Here is a 19,620-nt window from a genome sequence, read left to right as displayed (position 1 = left end):
CGACATCGATCACCGACACCAATTATGTGATTGACGGTTGGACCATACCGATCGCCTGATGAACCGACTTGATCTCACCATGCCACCGGCCTTCGGTCAGCAGCACGCAAACCTCTTACCCAGCCATTCTGTCTGAGCAGGATCGACTTGCCGCGCACGGCCACGTCAACGCGACCGGCCGCCGTGCCGGAGGCCGTCCTGCGGCTTTTCACCGACGACCTTGTCCGTCTTCTGACCGTGGGTCCGGAGCAGCACAGCCATTTCGGATGCGGGCATCGCCTTGGCATAAAGATAGCCTTGGCCAAGGGTGCAGCCACGGGCCAGGAGCATGTCGGCCTGCGCCGGGGTTTCCACACCTTCCGCGACCACAGGGACCCCCATTCGCCTGGCGATGTGGAGTATGCCTTCGACAATTGCCATGCCGACATCATCGTCACCCAAACGATCGGTAAACGATTTGTCGATCTTGATCACGTCGACCGGGATTGTGATCAGGTGTGTGAGCGAGGCAAAGCCAGTGCCGAAGTCATCCAGCGCAATCTTGAAGCCAGCCGCACGCATCGCGGCTATCTTCTTGGCAACGATCTGATCTCGTCCGCCGAGATAAACGGATTCGGTCACCTCAAGAATTGCATGATGGAGCGGAACACCCTCCCGTTCGAACACGGCTTGGAGACTCTGCGGAAAATCCTCGCATTGAAAATCCGCGGCTGAGAGATTGATGCCCACATGCTGGATTGGAATGCCCGATCTAAGCCAGTGACCGATGTCCATCGAAATGCAGTTGATCATCAAGCGTGTGAGGGATGCCGCCACATGGGCGTCTTTCGTTGCTTCATGGAAAACGGCGGCCGGCAACACTTCGCCGTTCGCCAGACGTATGCGCGCCAAAGCTTCGACGCCGACGATCTCTCCGGTATCGATCCGGACGATCGGTTGGTACCAGGCTTCGATTCGTTCGTCCCTCAAGGCCGCCGCGACGGTCTGCACAACTTCGTAGCGCTTTGCGATTGTCGAAGTCAGAGCCGCGTCGTAGGTGACGAAGCCGCCGCGAACTGTATCCTTTGCATGGTAAAGGGCGAGGTCGGCGAGATGGCGGATTTCTTCAGTCGAATGTCTTTGCTCAGAATGCGCGATTCCGACGGTGATAGATGGAAACACCGTATGACCGGCGCATATAGTCGGCTGATGGACCTTCCGGGCAAATTCAGTGGCGATCTCTTCCGCTTGAGCGACCGAAGCGGGATCAAGGACGATTGCGAACTCGTCGCCCCCCAGACGATAGACGGCTCGAGGGCTGACGACGCTCAGCAACCTTCGTGCGACCGATGCAATCAGGTCGTCGCCCGCCGCATGGCCGAATGTGTCGTTGACGATCTTCAAGTTGTCGACGTCGACAAGCAGAAGCGCCCAGTCGCCCGGCGACATTTCGTCCATCGCGACGTTGAACCTTGCGCGATTTGGTAGCCCGGTCAGGATGTCGGTGAAGGCAAGTCGGCGATGCTCCCGCAAACGCTCGTGCCGCTCCAGCGCAATCATGCAAAGCGGCAAACAGCTTTCTACGATAGCTTGCTCAAGCAAAGACGGTGCACGCGCATACCGAAAATAGAGTGCGAATGTGCCAAGGATTTTGCCCTTGCTACCAAAGATCGGACTCGAATAACATGCCCTGAGGCTGTGCGGCAATGCGAGGGCCTTGAAATCAGCCCATCGAGGATCTTGCTCGATATCATCAACGATCACCGCTTCGCCAAAAAATGCCGCAGACCCACACGAACCGACCGCCGGGCCGATTTCGACATCATCAAGCGCCATTGAGTAGCTTAAAGGCAAGCCGGGCGCAGCACATGGGTGTAGGCGTCCCTGATCATCCAAGGTTAGTACCGATGCAACAGCGCCCGGCAGGAGGTGCTCGACCTCGACGCAAAGTCTCTCCAAGGTCGCTTGGAGCTCGTCGCCCTGCGCAACCATTCTGAGGATGATGTTCTGCAGGCCCAGTAACATTGATGTCTCCATGCGGCTGGAAGACATTGAACCTAGCTAAGGTTGCAGATTACTTATCGCCGGGCAGAAATTCAATGGTTTTTGCTGAATGGGAGCTTTCCGGTGTTCGAACCTCGTTAGCCAAACTGTAGTTTGCAGCCATAGCCTCTTCGACCGTAGCCGCGTTCTTCTGCGTATCCTGGTCCAATTGATTGACGGCTGTGTTGATCTGCCGAAGCCCGGAAGACTGCTCTTGAGCTGATTCCACGATTGCGCAGACCTGACGCTTGATTTCCTGTACCTCCGCCACGATGGTCTCGAGACCGTTCCGGTATCGCCGACGAGCTGCATGCTCTGCCGGAGCAACTCTGAGCCATAGAACATCGACCCTAGCGTGTGGTGGAAGCACCGATGAGGAAAGGGCGATATCGAGAGGGGTGCGTCCGACGGCAATATAAGGGGGCAACCGTCGGACGCTGCACTGTCCGACGTCGGCGATTTGCTGGAGCGGACCTTGCGGATACTTGCCGCGGTGCCGACTGCGGACATCGTCAAGCTGTTCAACCACAGAATCCGTGGGTTCCGGCGGGTCACCACGACGATTTCTGGAGATGAGATCGGCCGTTGTTTGCACGGTCCCCAGGGATCCGCTGCATGCTACATCGTCACCCGCAACGGCGCGCGCACGATTACCTCGGCGATGCGGACCATGATCCTCCCCTTTGATGTCGCCTTGGAACGTGGGTGGGACCACGGCGCCAATATTCTTACAGTGAGAGAAAACATCGTCGAACTCAGCAAGCATAGTCAAGACACGCAGATCGGAACCAGAGCCGACTATAGGGCGATAAAATTCTCGGGAGCACGACGATTGCCGACGCATGTTCTACGTGCGCTCGACTATTCGCGACGGATTAAATATGCGCTCGATATTTGACGAATACGCTGTGAACCGCGCTGCGGAGCGGAAGACGCGATCCATGCGCTGCTTTTTTTAAAATTTGCATGTCTCTCGGACGGGCCGCATTGAGGCGGATCAATGTCTGTTCGATGGAAACGGTTCTAATCAGCTGATCGAAAGCAACAGCATATCGGATACAAACTCAGCCACCGGAGCCAATCATGGCATTCTCCAGCGTGACCAGCGCGGTAGTTTTCCTGCTAAAAACCAGTGGATCATCTTTGGTGCTGATTGCAGCATCCGGGCTTTTGGCAGGCATTACCTTCATATTGATCGACAACGTCGCGCTTGCCTCCCTTGTCTGGGCACTCGCCACCTTGCCGATCCTGGGCGCGTTGTCGCTGCAGACCTTCCGTTCCGTGCGTCACGGCGATTTCGGGTTGGATATCGTCGCCGCCCTGTCAATGGCGTTCGCCCTTTCCTTTGGCGAAAGCCTCGCAGCCAACGTCGTCGCGCTGATGTATGCAGGTGGACAGATGCTGGAGGGATATGCGTCCGGCCGCGCTGCCCGTGAGATGACGCTACTGATGGGACGAGTGGGACGAACTGCATTTCGCTATGTTGGCGATCGGTTGGAACTAACTCCTATCGAGAAGATAATTGCTGGCGATCACATCATGATCCGCCAAGGCGAAGTGCTGCCCGTCGATGGTATTCTTCTGTCTCGCCGCGCTATTCTCGACGAGTCTGCGTTAACGGGAGAACCACTCCCTGTGGATCATCGGGCTGGTGAAGAGGTGCTAAGCGGCAGCACATCGATCGGTCCCGTCTTTACCCTCAAGGCACTCCGCCCCGCCTCTGAAAGCACATATGCTGCGATTGTGCGCCTCGTCGAGACGGCGCAGACGAATAAAGCGCCCATGGCGCGTCTCGCTGACCGCTATGGCCTGGCATTTTTGCTTATGACGGTAGCGATAGCGTTGACGGCCTGGTTGCTGTCCGACGATCCGCGACGTGCTCTTGCCGTTCTCGTCATCGCCACGCCCTGCCCGCTTATCCTGGCCGTACCGGTCGCGCTCATGTCGGGTATCTCGCGCTGTGCCTCGATAGGATGCCTGGTGAAAGACGGTAGCGCCCTTGAAGCCTTAAGCCGCGCACGGGTTGCCGTCCTCGACAAGACCGGTACACTCACACGCGGCAAGCCCGAAATCGTGGCAGTCGGCTGCAGCGCTTGGATCGATAAGGACGAGTTGTTGCGTCTTGCCGCTTCGTTGGATCAAGCATCGAGCCACGTCATGGCTGCCGCTTTGATCGCGGGAGCGCAGGAACGCAATCTGCGGCTCTCGCCACCAACCAATGTCGAGGAAGTTGGTGGAAGCGGGCTTGAAGGAATGGTCGACGGACGCCGCGTCGTGATCGGTGGTAGCCGCTTTGTGAAAAGCCGAAGTTCTCGAAACGCTTCCCAAGTCTTCGAAAATCATCACCGATCTGGTGAAGCTGCGGTGACGGTCGCAATCGACGGCCTTGTCGCGGGAAATATCATCATGGCCGATCCGGTGCGCGCGGAGGCGATCAGCGTTCTGCAGCGATTGCGCAGTGCCGGAATTACGAAAATCGTTCTTGCCTCCGGCGATCGCCTGGATGTTGCCTCGCATGTCGGCAACATCCTCGGCATCGAACAGGTGCTCGGCGAACAGACACCGGCTTCAAAAGTGGAGGCCGTTATCGCGGCGAAAAGCTTCGGTCCGGTGATGATGGTGGGTGACGGCGTCAACGATGCACCGGCACTTGCGGCGGCCGACGTAGGTGTTGCATTAGGCGCGCGCGGGGCGGCGGCCTCTTCGGAAGCGGCAAACATCGTACTGCTCGTGGACCGGCTCGATCCTTTGGCAACCGCCCTGGTGGTCGCCCGCCGGGCCGTTGCGATCGCTCGCCAGAGCGTGGTTGCGGGACTTGGCCTTTCAGTTGCCGGCATGATCGCCGCGGCATTCGGCTATTTGCCGCCGCTGCACGGCGCTTTGCTTCAGGAAGTCATCGATGTCGCAGTTATCCTGAATGCGTTGCGTGCCCTTGGGCCGTCCAAATCGGAGGGCGGCCCATACAGCCAGTTCGCGAGTATAGCGACCAGACCTGCCTCCAAGACGCAATTATCCTGAAGCGCAGATCGCCGGATCACATCACCACGTCGCTCTGCGTCTGGCCGGGAAGATCCTTCCCCTCATTGATTCTGATCAATGCCGCGGCGGCGAATATCCGCAGACTGCTTTCTGCAACCAAACCCATGAAGGAACAAACCAATGCTGAGAGCCAAACGCGACAGCCTGGGCGGTGCAGCCTCTAAAGCCATTCCCTCCCTCGGCGAGGTGGAAGGCCGCATGATGGTTCTTGAACTCATCGCGCTGACGGCGCTCACCCGTCTGATACGTCTTCACGACATCGGCGAGAGAGTAGATCTCATCAACGCAATGCGGCACGCCATCGATCGCAAATGCCATGACGCCAGACTGTGTGGAACCGACACGAAGTCCGCTGAGGAATATGCGGAAGAATTACTGGCCTCGGCCCAAGAGCAGGCGATCGTTCTGGAATCAATCCGAAACGATGCCTGAGGACGGCATCGAGCGGCTTCTGGCGTGCCTGCGATTCTATGGGCGCCGCAATAGCGGGAATTACCAACGCAAGTGAAGATGGAGAGCTGTCGTGCAAGCCAAAGACATCATGACACGGAATGTCATCACAGCCACGCCGACGATGAGCGTCCGAAACGCGGCGCTGCTCTTGCGCGCCAATGATATCAGCGGTCTTCCTGTGATTGACGACGATGGCGCGGTCTGCGGCATCCTGACCGAAGGGGATCTCATGCGACGCGTCGGCGACAATTGGGCGTCGTCGGCCAAAGACCTGCTAGATGATCGGCATGGTTTGAACACTTACATTCAAATCTACGGCTGGTCGGTTGGCGAGGCGATGCACCGCGAGGTTATCAGCGTAACCCCCGAAACGGATGTAGGGCGGATTGGTAACCTGATGCTGTCCCACAAAATCAAGCGAGTTCCGGTCATTAGCAACCGTCGTCTTGTCGGTATTGTCAGTCGATGCGATTTGATCAATCTGGTCATCGACGCGCCTGGTCGACACGTCGCTAAGGGCGATGACGCCATAAAGCTCGCCATCAAGACCCAGCTGGCCGCAGATCTTGGAATTGGTAGCAACAAGGTCGACGTCATCGTCAAAAACGGCCAGGTTCAAGTACAGGGATTCCTCGAGTCCAATATCCAACAAAAGGCGATCCGAACGCTTGTGGAGGGAATTCGAGGAATCAATGGATATGTCGATCAGACAACGCTCCTGCCTTCGGACACGGTCAGCGTTTCAACGCCGCGAGACCGTGGCCAATGAGTCAGGAACTCGTCACTATTGGACAATCCTCGTGGCGATCGCGATTGTCTGGTCGTCTAGCTCGCCTGCGACAGCACCCGCTCGCGAGCGTGGGTCCAGGCCTGATCACCGGCGTCGCCGACGATGATCCGAGCGGCATCGCCACTTACTCCCAGGCGGGAGCGCAATTTGGCCTGAACATGCTCTGGACAATGCCGGTGTCATTTCCAATGATGGCGGTCGTCCAAGCGACCTGTGCACGGATCGGACGTGTGACCGGACAGGGCCTGGCGGCGAACATAAAGACCGCATTTCCACCGGTGGTCCTCTATGCCGTCGTTTTCTCGCTCCTGATCGCCAATATTCTGAATATCGCCGCCGATGTTGCGGCGATGGGCGAGGTCGCGGAGCTGGTGACAGGCTTCAACCGGCACCTGATGACAATGTTCTTCGTCTTTGGGACGCTCGCGCTTCAGGTCTTCATCCCATATCACCGCTATGTCGCGTTCCTAAAGTGGCTGACGATTTCGCTCCTGGCCTATGCTGCGGTCCTCTTCACCGTCCATATCGACTGGCAGCAAGTTGCCTTGAGGACGATATGGCCGACGATCACTCCCACGTCGACCTATGCTGCGGTCGTCGTCGGCGTCTTTGGGACTACGATCAGTCCTTACCTCTTCTTCTGGCAGGCATCGGAAGAGGTGGAGGATATGAATGCCGCTGCCGATTCAATGCCTTTGTCCAGAGACAGTGCGGGAGCTCCCAAGGAACTTCGCCGTATTGGCTGGGATACATGGAGTGGCATGCTCTACTCCAATCTCACGGCTTTCTTCATCATATTGGCGACCGCCGTGACGCTCAATGTCGCCGGCATCACGCGGATCGACACGGCCGCGCAAGCAGCAAGCGCACTGCGCCCGCTGGCCGGACCCTTTGCCGCACTTATCTTCGCGCTCGGAATTCTAGGCGTCGGTCTCATCGGCGTGCCCGTTCTCGCGGGCTCCGCCGGCTATGCGCTTGCCGAGGCCATGGGATGGAAATTCGGCCTGGAGCGCAGTCCAAATGACGCTCGGGGTTTTTACAGCGTAATCGCCATAAGTGTGTTGCTGGCGCTGATCATTCAGTATTCGCCGATCACCCCGATGAACGCATTGTTCTGGAGCGCTGTTATAAATGGTTTGCTCGCCGTCCCGCTGATTGCTGTCATTCTGTTGCTGGCGTCAAACCGCAAGATCATGGGTCCATACACGATCGGGAAAGGGGCCGCATGCATCGGCTGGGCCACGGTCGCGTTGATGGCGGTCGCAGCCGGGATGATGTTCGTTCCACAGTAGCCTTCTAGTGAAACTCTCTAGCTTTGGCCGACTGAAGTTGCCGGGCATCTTTCAAACAGGCGGTCCATTGTCCCACGAGACGGCTTGTCGATGATCGCAACTAGCCTCGCTCATTTGATGTCGATCAAAGCATGGCAGTCGTGTGGTCTGTAACCTTCTCGGCATGGAACAACCCAAACCCCTATCGGCGCCACAAACCAAACCCATCGCCGGGAGACGACCATGCTCATTCAAGAAATCATGAACGCACCAGCTATCACCGTAAGTCCCAAAACATCTGTCGTGGATGCGGCGACAATAATGCTCGACCGTCGCGTCAGCGGTCTTCCAGTCGTTGATGTCGGCGGAAACATTGTCGGCATTGTCAGCGAAGGCGATTTCCTTCGCCGCTCGGAATTGCAGACGGAGCGCAAGCGATCCTGGCTGCTCGAGTTTCTGACCAGCCCCGGCAAGCTTGCTGATGAGTATGTTCTTTCACATGGCCGCAACGTTGAAGAAGTGATGACGTCGGAGGTTGTCACTATTGCTCCCAATGCCACGCTCGCCGTTGCCGTCGACCTGATGGAAAAGCATGGGATCAAGCGCTTGCCTGTCGTCGTCCAAGGCAAAGTGATCGGGATGGTCTGCCGATCAGACCTGTTGCGGGCGCTGGCGAACATGCCGCCAAAGAAGAAGGTTCAGGCCAGCGACGATCAGATCGCCGAGGCGGTCATTGCCGAGCTCGCCCATCAGAGCTGGAGCCAAAATGGCTTCATAAAAGTCAGCGTTCAGAACGGCGTTGTCGAATTGTCCGGCACTATCTTCGACGAAAGAGAGCGACTGGCAGCCAAGGTTGCAGCGGAGAATGTGCCTGGCGTCAAGTCCGTTACCGACCAGATCACATGGATCGATCCCTATCTCGGTGTTGCCATGCCAGCGCCGAGTGAAGCGGTCTGAACAACGCAATCGCCGTAGGCACGAGAAAAGACGATATGGCGGGGCGGCGAACGACTGGCTCGATGCCCCGTTTTGACCGCCATCTGGATTCCTCAGACAGCCAAAAACTAGCTGTTGGTGACGACCGAGCTTTTCCCGCACTGGCGGAGACCCTGCCTGGCAAGACCCGCCTCTCATAGCTTCTCGAAGTTGACCTAGGTCAAAGCTGAAGCGTCACAGGCAGATTACTAAACGTCGAGTTCACCGCGCAGACAGTCCAGACCGACCCAAAAATCTCGCGCTGAATGAGGTGAATTTAGAATTGTCTAATGAAGTGCATCTAGAATTGCCTAATGTCACTGAAGCGACGGAAACCGTCATGAGCCCTGCGCCTGTCGTCCAATCTTCCCCCACTCATCTCGGGTTTGTCGAGGTAGCGAAGACGCGCGTCGTTTGCTCGGTCGCAAGCCCATGACCGCCAACCCCATCGACAAGAGGCAGGCACGATGACCACCGCATTCTTCGATACGGGATCGGAAGTCAGACGAGAAGCGGAGACCGACGTCACCGACAGCTCAATCCAACCGTCTTCCCCAAAAGACCGGTCGCCAAGAACAATGCGCGCCAAATTGTCACCTGCCGCTCTCGTGCAAACGCTGGCGTCACTCCTGTGGATTCCTCAAGCAGCCTTGCTTGCCAGTGGAATAGGCGTGATCGCTGACAGACATGGCCTAACGGCAACGGCGATACCGGCGCTGTTCGTCTTCCTCCTTGGCGCCTTGCGTGCCGGACTGGATTCCTTGGGCGGACGTTTGGCCTTTCAAGCCGCGCGCGCAGAACTGAGCCGGCGGCGCGAGATTGCCGCTACAGCACTCGCCGCCCGATCGCAACTAGACAGCGATCGTCCAGCGTCCGGTTTTGCCGCAAGCCTCATCGCCGAGCAGGCTGAAACCATCGTGCCCTATCTCGCTCGCTTTCGACCGGCACGGCTGAAAGCAAGTGCCGTCCCACTGGTCATCCTCATCTGCATTGCACCGGTCTCCTGGCTTGCAGCCCTCATTCTGCTCTTTACGGCGCCACTGATCCCCGTGTTCATGGCCTTGATCGGCTGGCAAGCCAAGGCTGCAAGCGAAAAGCAACTGGCCGAGACCGGCGGGCTCAATGCTTTTCTCCTCGACCGGCTGCGCGGCCTTGCCACTATTCGCGCGCTCGGCGCCATCGATCGCACCGCTTTACGAGTGCGGGCTGATGCAGAACAGCTCAAGATGCGAACCATGGCTGTGCTCAAGATAGCCTTTCTATCCTCGGCAGTCCTGGAGTTGTTTGCCGCACTGGGCGTTGCGGCAATGGCCGTCTATGTCGGCTTCAATCTGCTCGGCGCAATCGATGTTGGCACGTGGTCCGGGAGATTGAGCCTGACGCAAGGTCTGTTCATTCTGCTGCTGGCTCCGAGCTTCTTCGAGCCTCTGCGAGAACTATCGGCAGTCTGGCACGACCAGGCAGCCGGAGAGGCAGCCCTGGACGCTCTCGATGCACTATCCAGCACTGGCATGACGTTGCCGGGCTGGCGCGATGAAAGGGTGGCGGAAACCAGCCGTGATCGTACGTTGCCGTCAATCAATGTCGATCGGCTCTGCTTCCGGCACCAGCCCGGACAAATGCCTGTTTTCGACGGTTTCGGCCTGGCGATCGCAGCCGGTGAGCACGTAGCTCTCCTGGGAGAAAGCGGTGCGGGCAAGACGACCATGTTGTCGCTGATTGCTGGTCTTGTTTGTTCAGAGAGCGGCACGATCCATGTCGGCGGGCAGCGACTTAATGATATTTCCGCGTCCGCACTGCGACGACGCATGGCCTGGATTGGTCAACGGCCGCATATTTTTGCCGGCACGATGACCAGCAACATCACGCTCGGCCGACCCGAAGTCAGCCCGCACTCGGTACAACAAGCGATTGACCTTGCCCATCTGCGGCGAACTGTGACCCAGCACGGCGCCATGTCCATTGGCGAAGGCGGAGCAGGCATGTCCGGCGGCGAGGCGCTCAGATTGGCGATTGCCCGTGCCGCCGCCACCCCGCATGTCGACATCATCCTCGCGGACGAGCCGACCGCGCATCTCGACACTGAAACCGCACGTGAAGTCACCGATGCGTTGTTAGCAATTGCTCGCGGACGGACACTCGTTGTTGCCACACATGACCCGGTTCTGGCCGCAAGAATGGGCCGGATCATCCATATCGACGCATCGGTCCGGGAGGAAGCGGCATGACGTCGATAGTCTCCGCTCTTTACCCCATCTGTCGGCTTTTCCTGGCGGCGCGGGGACGCGTATTGCTACTCGGCGCGCTGCTGTCGGCCCTTACCGTGCTTGCCGGCATCGCTCTGCTCGGGCTCTCGGGTTGGTTCATTACAGCGACTTCGCTTGCCGGCCTGACGGCAACGGCCATCACCTTCGATGTCTTTGCCCCGTCTGCCGGCATCAGGCTGCTGGCGATCCTCCGCACCGCTGCACGCTACGGCGAACGAGTGACCACCCATGATGCGACGCTCGGCATGCTCGCTGCGTTGCGCGAAAATCTGTTTCGCGGCTGGGCGGCACCCAGTGCGGCAACGATGTTGATGCGCAGGCCAGCCAAGTTGCTTTTCCGGCTGACGGCGGATGTCGATGCGCTCGATTCCCTCTATTTGCGCGTCCTTGTGCCGGCCGCCATCGCTATTGTCTCAGGCCTGGCGGTCAGCATCGCACTGATGCTGCTGTCAGTTCCGTTCGGTCTGCTCGCCGGCCTATGGCTTCTCGCTGCCGGTCTCGGCATTCCAATCATTGCGGGGCGCTTGGCGCTGGAACCGGCGCGGCAACGCGCTCATGCGATCGAGGCACTACGCTCGCGTACTGTCGATCTCGTCGCCGGACAGACCGAACTCGTCATGGCCGGCAGACTGCAAGCGCAATGCACAGCGATCGCTGCCGCTGATCGCCGTCTGGCCGAGGCAGACGACAGACTGAACCGGATCGAAAGCGGAGTTACGGTGAGTTTTGGCCTTGCCTCCGCAGCGCTTCTGTCGGGCACTTTGCTGACGGTCACCTCGCTGGCGGAACGCGGCATTATCGATGCACCATTGGCCGCTCTCGGCCTGCTGATGGCCCTCGCGGCGCTCGAACCCTTTGCAGCGCTGCGCCGTGGGGCGCTGGAACTCGGCCGTACCGTGCTTGCCGCCCGCCGCCTTTCACCTCGTCTGGTACAGACTGCTCATCCCTCCGCACATCTGACGCCGCCAGACGGCGTGGCCGTCCGAGTCTCCGGCGTCTCCGCCCGATATGACGGAGCAGCGGTGGCTTCGCTTGAAGACATCACGCTTTCGCTGGCACTGGGCGAGCATCTCGCGGTGATCGGCCCGAGTGGAGGCGGAAAGTCGACCCTGTTTGCCGTCCTCGCCGGCGAACTCGCGATCGAACACGGCGTGGTCGAAACCGCTCCGGCCACGATGCTCACCCAGCGCACGGAGCTGTTCCAAGACAGTCTACGGGATAACTTACGTCTTGCCGCGCCGGATGCTGACGACGAGAGGCTCTACATGGCGCTTGCGGATGCCGGCCTCCTGGAAGACGTACTGTCCCTGCCGAATGGCCTCGAAACCCGCCTCGGTGAAGGCGGTCTTGGTCTGTCCGGCGGACAATCCCGTCGCGTGGCGCTTGCCCGCCTGTTCCTGCGTGACACGCCGATCTGGCTTCTCGACGAGCCGACTGAAGCTCTCGACCGTGAAACCGGACGTGATGTCATGCAACGCATTGCCGGCCGCAGCAGCGGCCGTTCGCTGGTCATCGCCACACATATCCGCCGCGAAGCCGAGATCGCCGACCGGATCGTCGTTCTCGAGAAGGGCCGGATCGTCGCGACCGCGCGGCGGGGAGAAACCGAATTTGATGCAGAGCTCACCCGGCTGAGGCAGGACTGAGACATCTGACCGATCAATCATAGCCAAGGCCGTTCAAGGCTGCGGTGCATCAACCACCTTTTGGAGCGTGGGAGAAAGACTATGGAACTCGATATCGTGGCGCTATCACGCCTGCAGTTCGCCATGACAGCGCTGTATCACTTCTTATTTGTACCATTGACGCTCGGCCTTTCCGTGCTGCTTGCCATCATGGAGACGACCTATGTCATGACCGGCCGCCAGATCTGGCGGCAGATGACGAAATTCTGGGGGACGCTCTTCGGCATCAACTTCGTGCTCGGCGTCGCCACCGGCATCGTGATGGAATTCCAGTTCGGCATGAACTGGAGCTACTACAGCTATTATGTCGGCGATATTTTTGGCGCGCCGCTGGCGATCGAAGGATTGATGGCCTTCTTCCTCGAGGCGACTTTCGTCGGTCTGTTCTTCTTCGGCTGGGACAAGCTGTCCAAGGTCGGCCACTTGGTCGCCACCTGGGCGGTTGCGCTGGGATCGAACTTCTCGGCGCTGTGGATCCTGATCGCCAATGGCTGGATGCAGAACCCGGCGGGCTCGGCGCTCAATCCGCAGACCATGCGCATGGAGATCGTCAGTTTCTTCGATGTCGTCTTCAATCCGGTGGCGCAGGCGAAATTCGTTCACACCGTCTCGGCCGGCTATGTCTGTGCCTCGATCTTCGTGCTGGGTGTTTCAGCCTGGTATCTTGTCAATGGCCGCAGCGTCGAGCTTGCAAAGCGCTCGATGACGGTTGCCGCGTCTTTCGGTCTCGCTTCTGCTTTGTCGGTCGTCGTGCTGGGTGACGAGAGCGGTTATCTCACGACCGAGCATCAGAAGATGAAGCTCGCGGCGATCGAAGCCATGTGGAAGACCGAACCGGCGCCGGCCGCCTTCACCGCCTTCGGCTTTCCAGATCAGGAGGCTCGCGAGACCCACTATGCCATTCACATTCCATGGGCCATGGGCCTGATCGGGACGCGATCGCTGACGACGGAAATCCCTGGCATCGACAAGCTCGAGGAGCAAGCCAAGAACCATATTCGCGAGGGCATCAAGGCCTATGATGCACTGATGAAGATCCGCGCTGCCAAGCCGGCAACGCCCGGCGAAGCCTCGCAGGATGTGGCCACTGCCCGCACCTCCTTCGAGGATATCGGCCACGAGCTCGGTTATGCTCTGCTGCTCAAGCGCTATGTCGACGATCCACGCCAGGCAACGGAGGAGCAAATCGCCCAGGCCGCTCGCGACACCATTCCGAATGTGCCGACGCTCTTCTGGTCCTTCCGCATCATGGTCGGCCTCGGGATGTTCTTCATCCTGCTGATGACGGTCTTCTTCTGGCTCTCGGCACGGCGGAAACTCGATCGATATCCGATGCTGTTGAGGATCGCGGTCTTCGCCATTCCGCTGCCCTGGGTCGCGATCGAGCTTGGCTGGGTGGTTGCGGAATTCGGCCGCCAACCCTGGGTTATCGAAGGCGTTTTGCCAACCGCCGCTGCCGTTTCCAATCTTGGAGCCGTTAGCGTCCTGATCACGTTGCTTGGTTTTGCGGCGATCTACACGGCGCTGATCGTTATCGAAATGAGTCTGATGGTGAAAGCCATTCGCAAAGGCCCGCAACTGGGCGACGAGCCAGAAGCCGGCCTCACCTCCAAAACTCTCATTCCTGCTGCGGAGTAACCACCATGATCCTTCATGAGTTGATCGATTACGAAACCCTGCGCATCATCTGGTGGCTGCTTCTCGGCGTCCTTTTGATCGGCTTTGCCGTCACCGACGGTTTCGACCTCGGCGTCGGCGCGCTGCTACCATTCGTCGCAAAGACCGACACGGAGCGACGCGTTGCCATCAATTCCGTCGGCCCGACATGGGAGGGCAACCAGGTCTGGCTACTGCTTGGCGGCGGCGCGATCTTCGCCGCCTGGCCGCCGCTTTACGCGGTCTCCTTCTCCGGTTTCTATCTTGCGATGTTCGCAATCCTATTCGCGCTCATCCTCAGGCCGGTGGCGTTCAAATACCGGTCCAAGCGCGAGAGCGCCCGCTGGAAGGCAGGCTGGGATTGGGCGTTGTTTATCGGCGGCTTCGTTCCCTCGCTGATCTTCGGGGTTGCGGTCGGCAACGTGCTGCAAGGCGTACCCTTCCGCTTCGACGATGATATGCGGATCTATTATGAAGGCTCGTTCTTCGGCCTGCTCAATCCCTATGCCTTACTCTGCGGCCTTCTCTCCGTCGCCATGCTCGCCATGCATGGTGCGGCATGGCTGCAGCTCAAAACCAGCGGCGTTGTCGCGGAACGCGCACGCAGCTATGGCAGCCTGGCGGCACTTGCGACGATCGTGCTTTTTGCCCTTGGCGGCCTTGCTCTCTGGTACGGCGTCGACGGTTATCGCATTACCAGCGAGATCGATCCGATCGGTCCGTCCAATCCGCTGTTGAAGACGGTCGATCACGGCACTGGTGTCTGGTTTGCAAATTACGGCAACCATCCGTGGATGATGGCCGCTCCGATCTTCGGCTTCATTGGTGCCATCGCCACGCTGCTGTCGATGACTGCTCGCCGTGAAGTGGCGCCACTGCTCTTCAGCAAGCTCGCCATCTTTGGCATCATCTCGACGGTCGGCGTCTCGATGTTCCCCTTCATCCTGCCTTCTTCGCTCGACCTCCGCTCCAGCCTCACGGTCTGGGACGCGTCCTCAAGCCATATGACGCTGTTCGTCATGCTGATCGCAGTGCTGATCTTCCTGCCGATCGTGCTTGCCTACACCGCATGGGTCTATCGCGTGCTCTGGGGCAAGGTCGACGAGAAGACGGTCAACGACAAGAACGGTCACGCCTACTAAATCCCATACAAGGAGAAAGAACATGTGGTATTTCGCCTGGCTTCTCGGCTTCCCGCTTGCAGCCGCCTTCGCCGTCCTCAACGCGATGTGGTACGAACTCGTTGACGACAATACCGAGAAGAACAAACGCGGATAGTGCCCCGGCGGCCGGGCACATCGCCCGGCCCATGCCCACCCAATCGATCCCTCTGCCCGATCAATTGAAAGACGCGTCCCGTGTTCACCAGTTCGCTTACCCGTTACGCTCAACCTGTGCCACGTTACACCAGCTATCCCACGGCGCCGCATTTTCACGGTGGCATTGACGGCATGTGCTATGCCAGATGGCTTGGCGAGACGGATCCACATAAGCCCGTTTCGCTTTACTTGCATGTGCCCTTTTGCGATCAGCTCTGCTGGTTTTGCGGCTGTCATACCAAGCAGGTACGACGCTACGATCCCGTTGCCGATTATCTGGACGCGCTTGGGGCGGAGATCGCACTTGCAGCGCGGATCCTTCCGGGTCGGCGAAATGTGAGCGCCGTCCACTTCGGTGGCGGCTCGCCGACCGTGATCGAACCTGACGACATCGACAGTCTTCGTGCGAAACTCGATGATGCTTTCGACCTGGATCCGGATTGTGAGATCAGCGTCGAGATCGACCCGCGCAATGTTGACCACGATAAACTCGAAGCTTGGCACCGCTTTGGCATCACGCGTGCAAGCCTGGGCGTCCAGGATTTCGATCCCGACGTTCAAAGGGCAATCAATCGGCGACAAAGTTTCGAGCAGACACAAGCCGTCGTGGGAGCCCTGCGCAAGGCCGGCATCGGCTCAATCAATCTCGATATTCTCTACGGTCTGCCGCTGCAGACAACGGAGACGCTGCGACGGACTATCGATCTTGCCGTGTCGATGCGGCCAAATCGTATTGCGCTCTTCGGCTATGCGCATGTTCCCTGGGTGAAAAAACACCAAAGCCTTATCGATCAAGATACCCTTCCCGGTCCGGCCGAGCGGTTCGACATGGCAAGCGATGGTGCCGCTCAATTGGCGGAAGCCGGCTATATCGCACTCGGTATCGATCATTTCGCCGACCAGGACGACAATCTAGCCGCCGCGGCCAGCGATGGAAGGATGAGACGCAATTTCCAAGGATACACGACGGACGATGCTGAGACGCTGATCGGATTCGGAGCATCTTCGATCGGTAGGCTGCCACAAGGCTATGTCCAGAACTCGGTTTCTGCTGCGGACTATATCCGCAAGGTCAGAGCCGGCGAGCTTCCTACCATGCGCGGCTTCGCACTTTCGCTTTCTGATCGCATCATCGGCAGGTTGATCGAGAGCTTGATGTGCGATTTCTCCTTCTCCATCTCCGACCTGAAGCGAGCTTTCGGAGCCGAGGTCGATTCCCTGCTCGTCGAGGCGGCGGGAATTGCCGCTTTGGAAGGCGCCATAGTTTCCTTCGACGGAGATACGTTCTTCGTGAAGCCGGAAGGGCAACCTTTCGTTCGCACGATCGCCTCCCGCTTCGATCGCTACTTGACACGTAACAAGGCGCGCCACAGCGCTGCCGTTTGAGGCAGACAATCAATCAAGGAGCTCGCGCAGACGGACGGCGAGCTGGCGGGCGGTGTAGGGTTTCTTCAACCAACTGCCAGCCTCCGCCAATTCGCGACCGGCGATCGTGGGTTCGGCATAGCCGGATGTGAATAGCACCTTGATTTCAGGGCGCATGGCCCGGATTTTATGTGCGAGTTCATCCCCAGTCATGCCGCCCGGCATCACAACATCGGTAAACAGCAATGCGATGTCGTGATTCTCCTGGAAAAGAGCCAGGGCCTCGGTTCCATTGCTAGCCTCGAGGACACTATATCCGGCATCGAGAAGCCGGGAGACGGTGACACGGCGAACACGAACATCGTCCTCGACGACGAGGATACGCTCAAAGCCTTTTGGAATAAGGTCAGGCTTCTTGTCGTCTGCATGAACTGGCTCCATTTCCGTTCGTGCCTTTTGGGCAGGCAGGAAGATGCGAACGCTCGTGCCTTGGCCGATCTCGCTATAGAGCTGGACAAGGCCACCTGATTGCTTGGCAAAGCCATAGACCATGCTGAGGCCAAGCCCAGTGCCAGCCCCCATCCCTTTCGTCGTAAAGAACGGCTCGAAGGCACGCTCCTTCGTCTCGCTCGACATGCCAGCACCGTTATCGGTCACGGCGATCAGCACGTAGTCACCGGTGCGGACCTCCGGATACATGCGTGCGTAATCGGCATCGAGCCGCATGCGCGAAATCTCTATCGACAAAAGGCCGCCGCGAGGCATCGCATCCCGTGCGTTGATTGCGAGATTAAGGAGAGCATTTTGCAATTGAGAGCCATCGACAAGCGCTTCGTTCGCCGAACCAATAATGACGGTTCGCAATTCGATCGCCTCGCCCAATGTGCGGCGCAAGAGACCGGAAAAGCCAGATACGAATCTACCGACGTCCATAGGCTTGGGATTGAGAGGCTGGCGACGACCAAAGGCAAGGAGTTGAGCGGTCAGCTTCGCTCCGTCCTCGGCGGCCGCCTGCGCCTCGGAAACTAGTGACAGCAGCTTCGTATCCTGCAGCCGCGCCTCGATCATTTCCAGGTTGCCGCTGATGACGGTCAGCAAATTGTTGAAGTCATGGGCCAGGCCGCCAGTCAATTGGCCTATGGCTTCCATCTTCTGTGATTGTCGAAGTTCCTCTTCGATCTTGTGGCGGCTTGTCAGGTCACGGACGAACCCGGTGAATATCCGCTTGCCGTTGGCGACCGCCTCGCCAACCGACAATTCCATCGGAAAGACCGTGCCGTCTTTGCGTCGCCCACTGACCACGCGGCCATAACCGATGATGCGGCGCTCGCCGGTTGTCAGATAATGCGAGAGATATCCATCATGGGCCTGGCGGTCTGGCGAGGGCATCAGCATCGAAACGTTCTTTCCATGCACATCCCCCGCCGAATATCCAAACAGTTTTTCCGCAGCGGTGCTGAAGGACGCGATCACCCCTAATTCGTCGATCACAATCATCGATTCCGGGACGGTCGCGAGGATCGACCGCAGATGAGCTTCACGTCCGGCCAAATCGGCCTGAATCTGCTTTAAGTCACTAATATCGGTATTAGTCTGGACAATCACTGGCCGAGCCGGATCCACAGACGAAGCCACAACCCACCGGCTGGCCACAATAATAGGCTTGCCGTCCCTACCGTGATGAATAAGCTCTCCTTGCCAATCGACCTGCTGCGCAATCTTGGCGCGAATTTCCGCGAGAGGTTCTGGGAATATGGTCGACAGCAACTCGTGGACGACTCGGCCAATGGCCTCCTGTCGGCTCCATCCATAGAGCCGCTCACAACCCGTCGTCCAACGACTGATGACACCATCGAATCCGTGAACGATGATATTCGCGCTGTCGAGGATCTGGGCGATCTCGTCCAACCTGGTTTCCGCGGCTTGCTGTCCTGAGGACTGATCGTTCATCGAACTTCCATTTGCATTCGGTTAGTGGCGCCGCCGGGCATCATCCAAGGAAATGACGGGCGAATAGCGATCGTCGCATTCATCACCCTCTCCCGCCAGATGTGCAAGCATCCTGGCCTTTAAAATGCGGATGGAATGGCGACCCGCAGGGCCGACGATACCCTTATTGGTCAACCTCGTCATGGTTCGGGAAACTGTTTCGATCGTGAGACCCAGATAGTCGGCGATATCGAGACGGGTCATCGGAAGATCAACGATACTGCACGAGCGATCCTGTTCTCGTTTCCGCTGCAGCTGCCGCAGCAAGAAGCTGCAAAGCCGTTCTTCGGCATTTTTGCAGGATAGCAACACCATTTGATCCTGGGCTGCCGCCATTTCGTCGCAGAGGCGGGCAAGAAGCAGCGGCCTCAGCTCCGGTGAACTGCCGACCGTATCCTCGAAGACCTTCCGGGAGAAACGGCGCAATCTGACAGGGGTTACGGCTTCGGCGCTATAGAGATAGTGATTTCTGAGCGAAACGCCGACAAGATCGCCAGGATAGAGGAAGCCTGTGATGACGCGCCTGCCGTCCGCCATGATCTTGAAAACGCGCAAAACCCCCTCCACAAGCTCAAAGAGATGTTTTGCCTGGTCGCCTTCGAAGAACAACGTTCCGCCGGCATCCAATTGCTCCAGTGGTTGCTTCGAGAACAGTGACTGAAGACAGATCGGTGCGGCATCGAAGGCAACAACAACCTCATTGTAACTCTGAGCGCGCTCAGCGCTATTTGCCGACAACATGACAATCCTTCTCAAATGTTGTTCCAATGCCGGGCAGATTGATGCCTT

General features: G+C 58.5%; 15 protein-coding genes and 1 pseudogene. 12 read left to right on the top strand and 4 right to left on the bottom strand.

All coding sequences use genetic code 11. The features are described from left to right. Positions 1 to 165: 165 nt before the first annotated feature. Positions 166 to 2,004, bottom strand: a complete 1,839-nt coding sequence (locus FHT85_RS27310) for an EAL domain-containing protein (RefSeq protein WP_112412716.1) — start codon at positions 2,002 to 2,004, stop codon at positions 166 to 168. Between the two features lie 109 nt (positions 2,005 to 2,113). After that, a pseudogene (locus FHT85_RS27305) lies at positions 2,114 to 2,340 on the bottom strand (methyl-accepting chemotaxis protein); the annotation flags it as partial. Positions 2,341 to 2,497: 157 nt separating this feature from the next. Between FHT85_RS27305 and FHT85_RS27300 the strand changes: the two are divergent. From FHT85_RS27300 to hemN, 12 genes are all read left to right on the top strand, one after another. Further along, positions 2,498 to 2,920 carry a hypothetical protein gene (locus tag FHT85_RS27300; RefSeq protein WP_112412717.1) on the top strand — a complete coding sequence of 141 codons (423 nt, stop codon included), beginning with the start codon at positions 2,498 to 2,500 and terminating at the stop codon, positions 2,918 to 2,920. Positions 2,921 to 3,105: 185 nt separating this feature from the next. Beyond that, positions 3,106 to 5,040, top strand: coding sequence for a heavy metal translocating P-type ATPase (locus FHT85_RS27295; RefSeq protein WP_112412718.1), 1,935 nt, complete (start codon positions 3,106 to 3,108; stop codon positions 5,038 to 5,040). A gap of 141 nt (positions 5,041 to 5,181) precedes the next feature. Continuing rightward, a complete protein-coding gene (locus tag FHT85_RS27290; RefSeq protein ID WP_112412719.1) occupies positions 5,182 to 5,493 on the top strand; it encodes a hypothetical protein in 312 nt (103 codons plus the stop codon). Positions 5,494 to 5,584: 91 nt separating this feature from the next. After that, entirely contained in the window at positions 5,585 to 6,283 is a 699-nt protein-coding gene (locus FHT85_RS27285; protein WP_112412720.1) for a CBS domain-containing protein, read from the top strand. A 44-nt stretch (positions 6,284 to 6,327) separates the two neighbouring features. Continuing rightward, positions 6,328 to 7,596: an NRAMP family divalent metal transporter gene (locus FHT85_RS27280; protein WP_246780114.1), complete on the top strand. Its 1,269-nt coding sequence runs from the start codon at positions 6,328 to 6,330 to the stop codon at positions 7,594 to 7,596. 222 nt (positions 7,597 to 7,818) lie between these two features. Then, the gene (locus tag FHT85_RS27275) at positions 7,819 to 8,532 is read left to right on the top strand and encodes a CBS domain-containing protein (protein ID WP_112412722.1); all 714 of its coding nucleotides are present in this window, start codon (positions 7,819 to 7,821) and stop codon (positions 8,530 to 8,532) included. Positions 8,533 to 9,017: 485 nt separating this feature from the next. Next, on the top strand, positions 9,018 to 10,778 hold the full coding sequence (cydD, locus tag FHT85_RS27270; RefSeq protein WP_112412723.1) for a thiol reductant ABC exporter subunit CydD: 1,761 nt from the start codon (positions 9,018 to 9,020) through the stop codon (positions 10,776 to 10,778). Beyond that, positions 10,775 to 12,463 (top strand): thiol reductant ABC exporter subunit CydC, encoded by a 1,689-nt coding sequence (gene cydC, locus FHT85_RS27265; protein WP_112412724.1) that lies wholly within the window; start codon positions 10,775 to 10,777, stop codon positions 12,461 to 12,463. Before cydD ends, cydC begins: the two co-directional genes overlap by 4 nt. Positions 12,464 to 12,544: 81 nt before the next feature. Next, positions 12,545 to 14,140, top strand: coding sequence for a cytochrome ubiquinol oxidase subunit I (locus FHT85_RS27260; protein ID WP_112412725.1), 1,596 nt, complete (start codon positions 12,545 to 12,547; stop codon positions 14,138 to 14,140). 5 nt (positions 14,141 to 14,145) lie between these two features. Then, positions 14,146 to 15,300 (top strand): cytochrome d ubiquinol oxidase subunit II, encoded by a 1,155-nt coding sequence (cydB, locus tag FHT85_RS27255; RefSeq protein ID WP_112412726.1) that lies wholly within the window; start codon positions 14,146 to 14,148, stop codon positions 15,298 to 15,300. Between the two features lie 22 nt (positions 15,301 to 15,322). Beyond that, entirely contained in the window at positions 15,323 to 15,436 is a 114-nt protein-coding gene (gene cydX, locus FHT85_RS27250; protein ID WP_112338802.1) for a cytochrome bd-I oxidase subunit CydX, read from the top strand. Between the two features lie 80 nt (positions 15,437 to 15,516). Beyond that, positions 15,517 to 16,863: an oxygen-independent coproporphyrinogen III oxidase gene (gene hemN / locus FHT85_RS27245; protein ID WP_112412727.1), complete on the top strand. Its 1,347-nt coding sequence runs from the start codon at positions 15,517 to 15,519 to the stop codon at positions 16,861 to 16,863. Between the two features lie 9 nt (positions 16,864 to 16,872). Here the strand turns inward: hemN and FHT85_RS27240 are convergent, their stop codons facing one another. Both FHT85_RS27240 and FHT85_RS27235 read right to left on the bottom strand, forming a co-directional pair. Continuing rightward, complete coding sequence (locus FHT85_RS27240; RefSeq protein WP_112412728.1) at positions 16,873 to 18,792, bottom strand: PAS domain-containing sensor histidine kinase; 1,920 nt, start codon at positions 18,790 to 18,792, stop codon at positions 16,873 to 16,875. Between the two features lie 21 nt (positions 18,793 to 18,813). Next, positions 18,814 to 19,572 carry a Crp/Fnr family transcriptional regulator gene (locus FHT85_RS27235; RefSeq protein ID WP_112338799.1) on the bottom strand — a complete coding sequence of 253 codons (759 nt, stop codon included), beginning with the start codon at positions 19,570 to 19,572 and terminating at the stop codon, positions 18,814 to 18,816. Positions 19,573 to 19,620 lie beyond the last annotated feature (48 nt).

The organism is Rhizobium sp. BK312, assembly GCF_014193605.1.
GTDB lineage: Bacteria > Pseudomonadota > Alphaproteobacteria > Rhizobiales > Rhizobiaceae > Rhizobium.
This window is presented reverse-complemented; position numbering and strand designations above follow the sequence as displayed.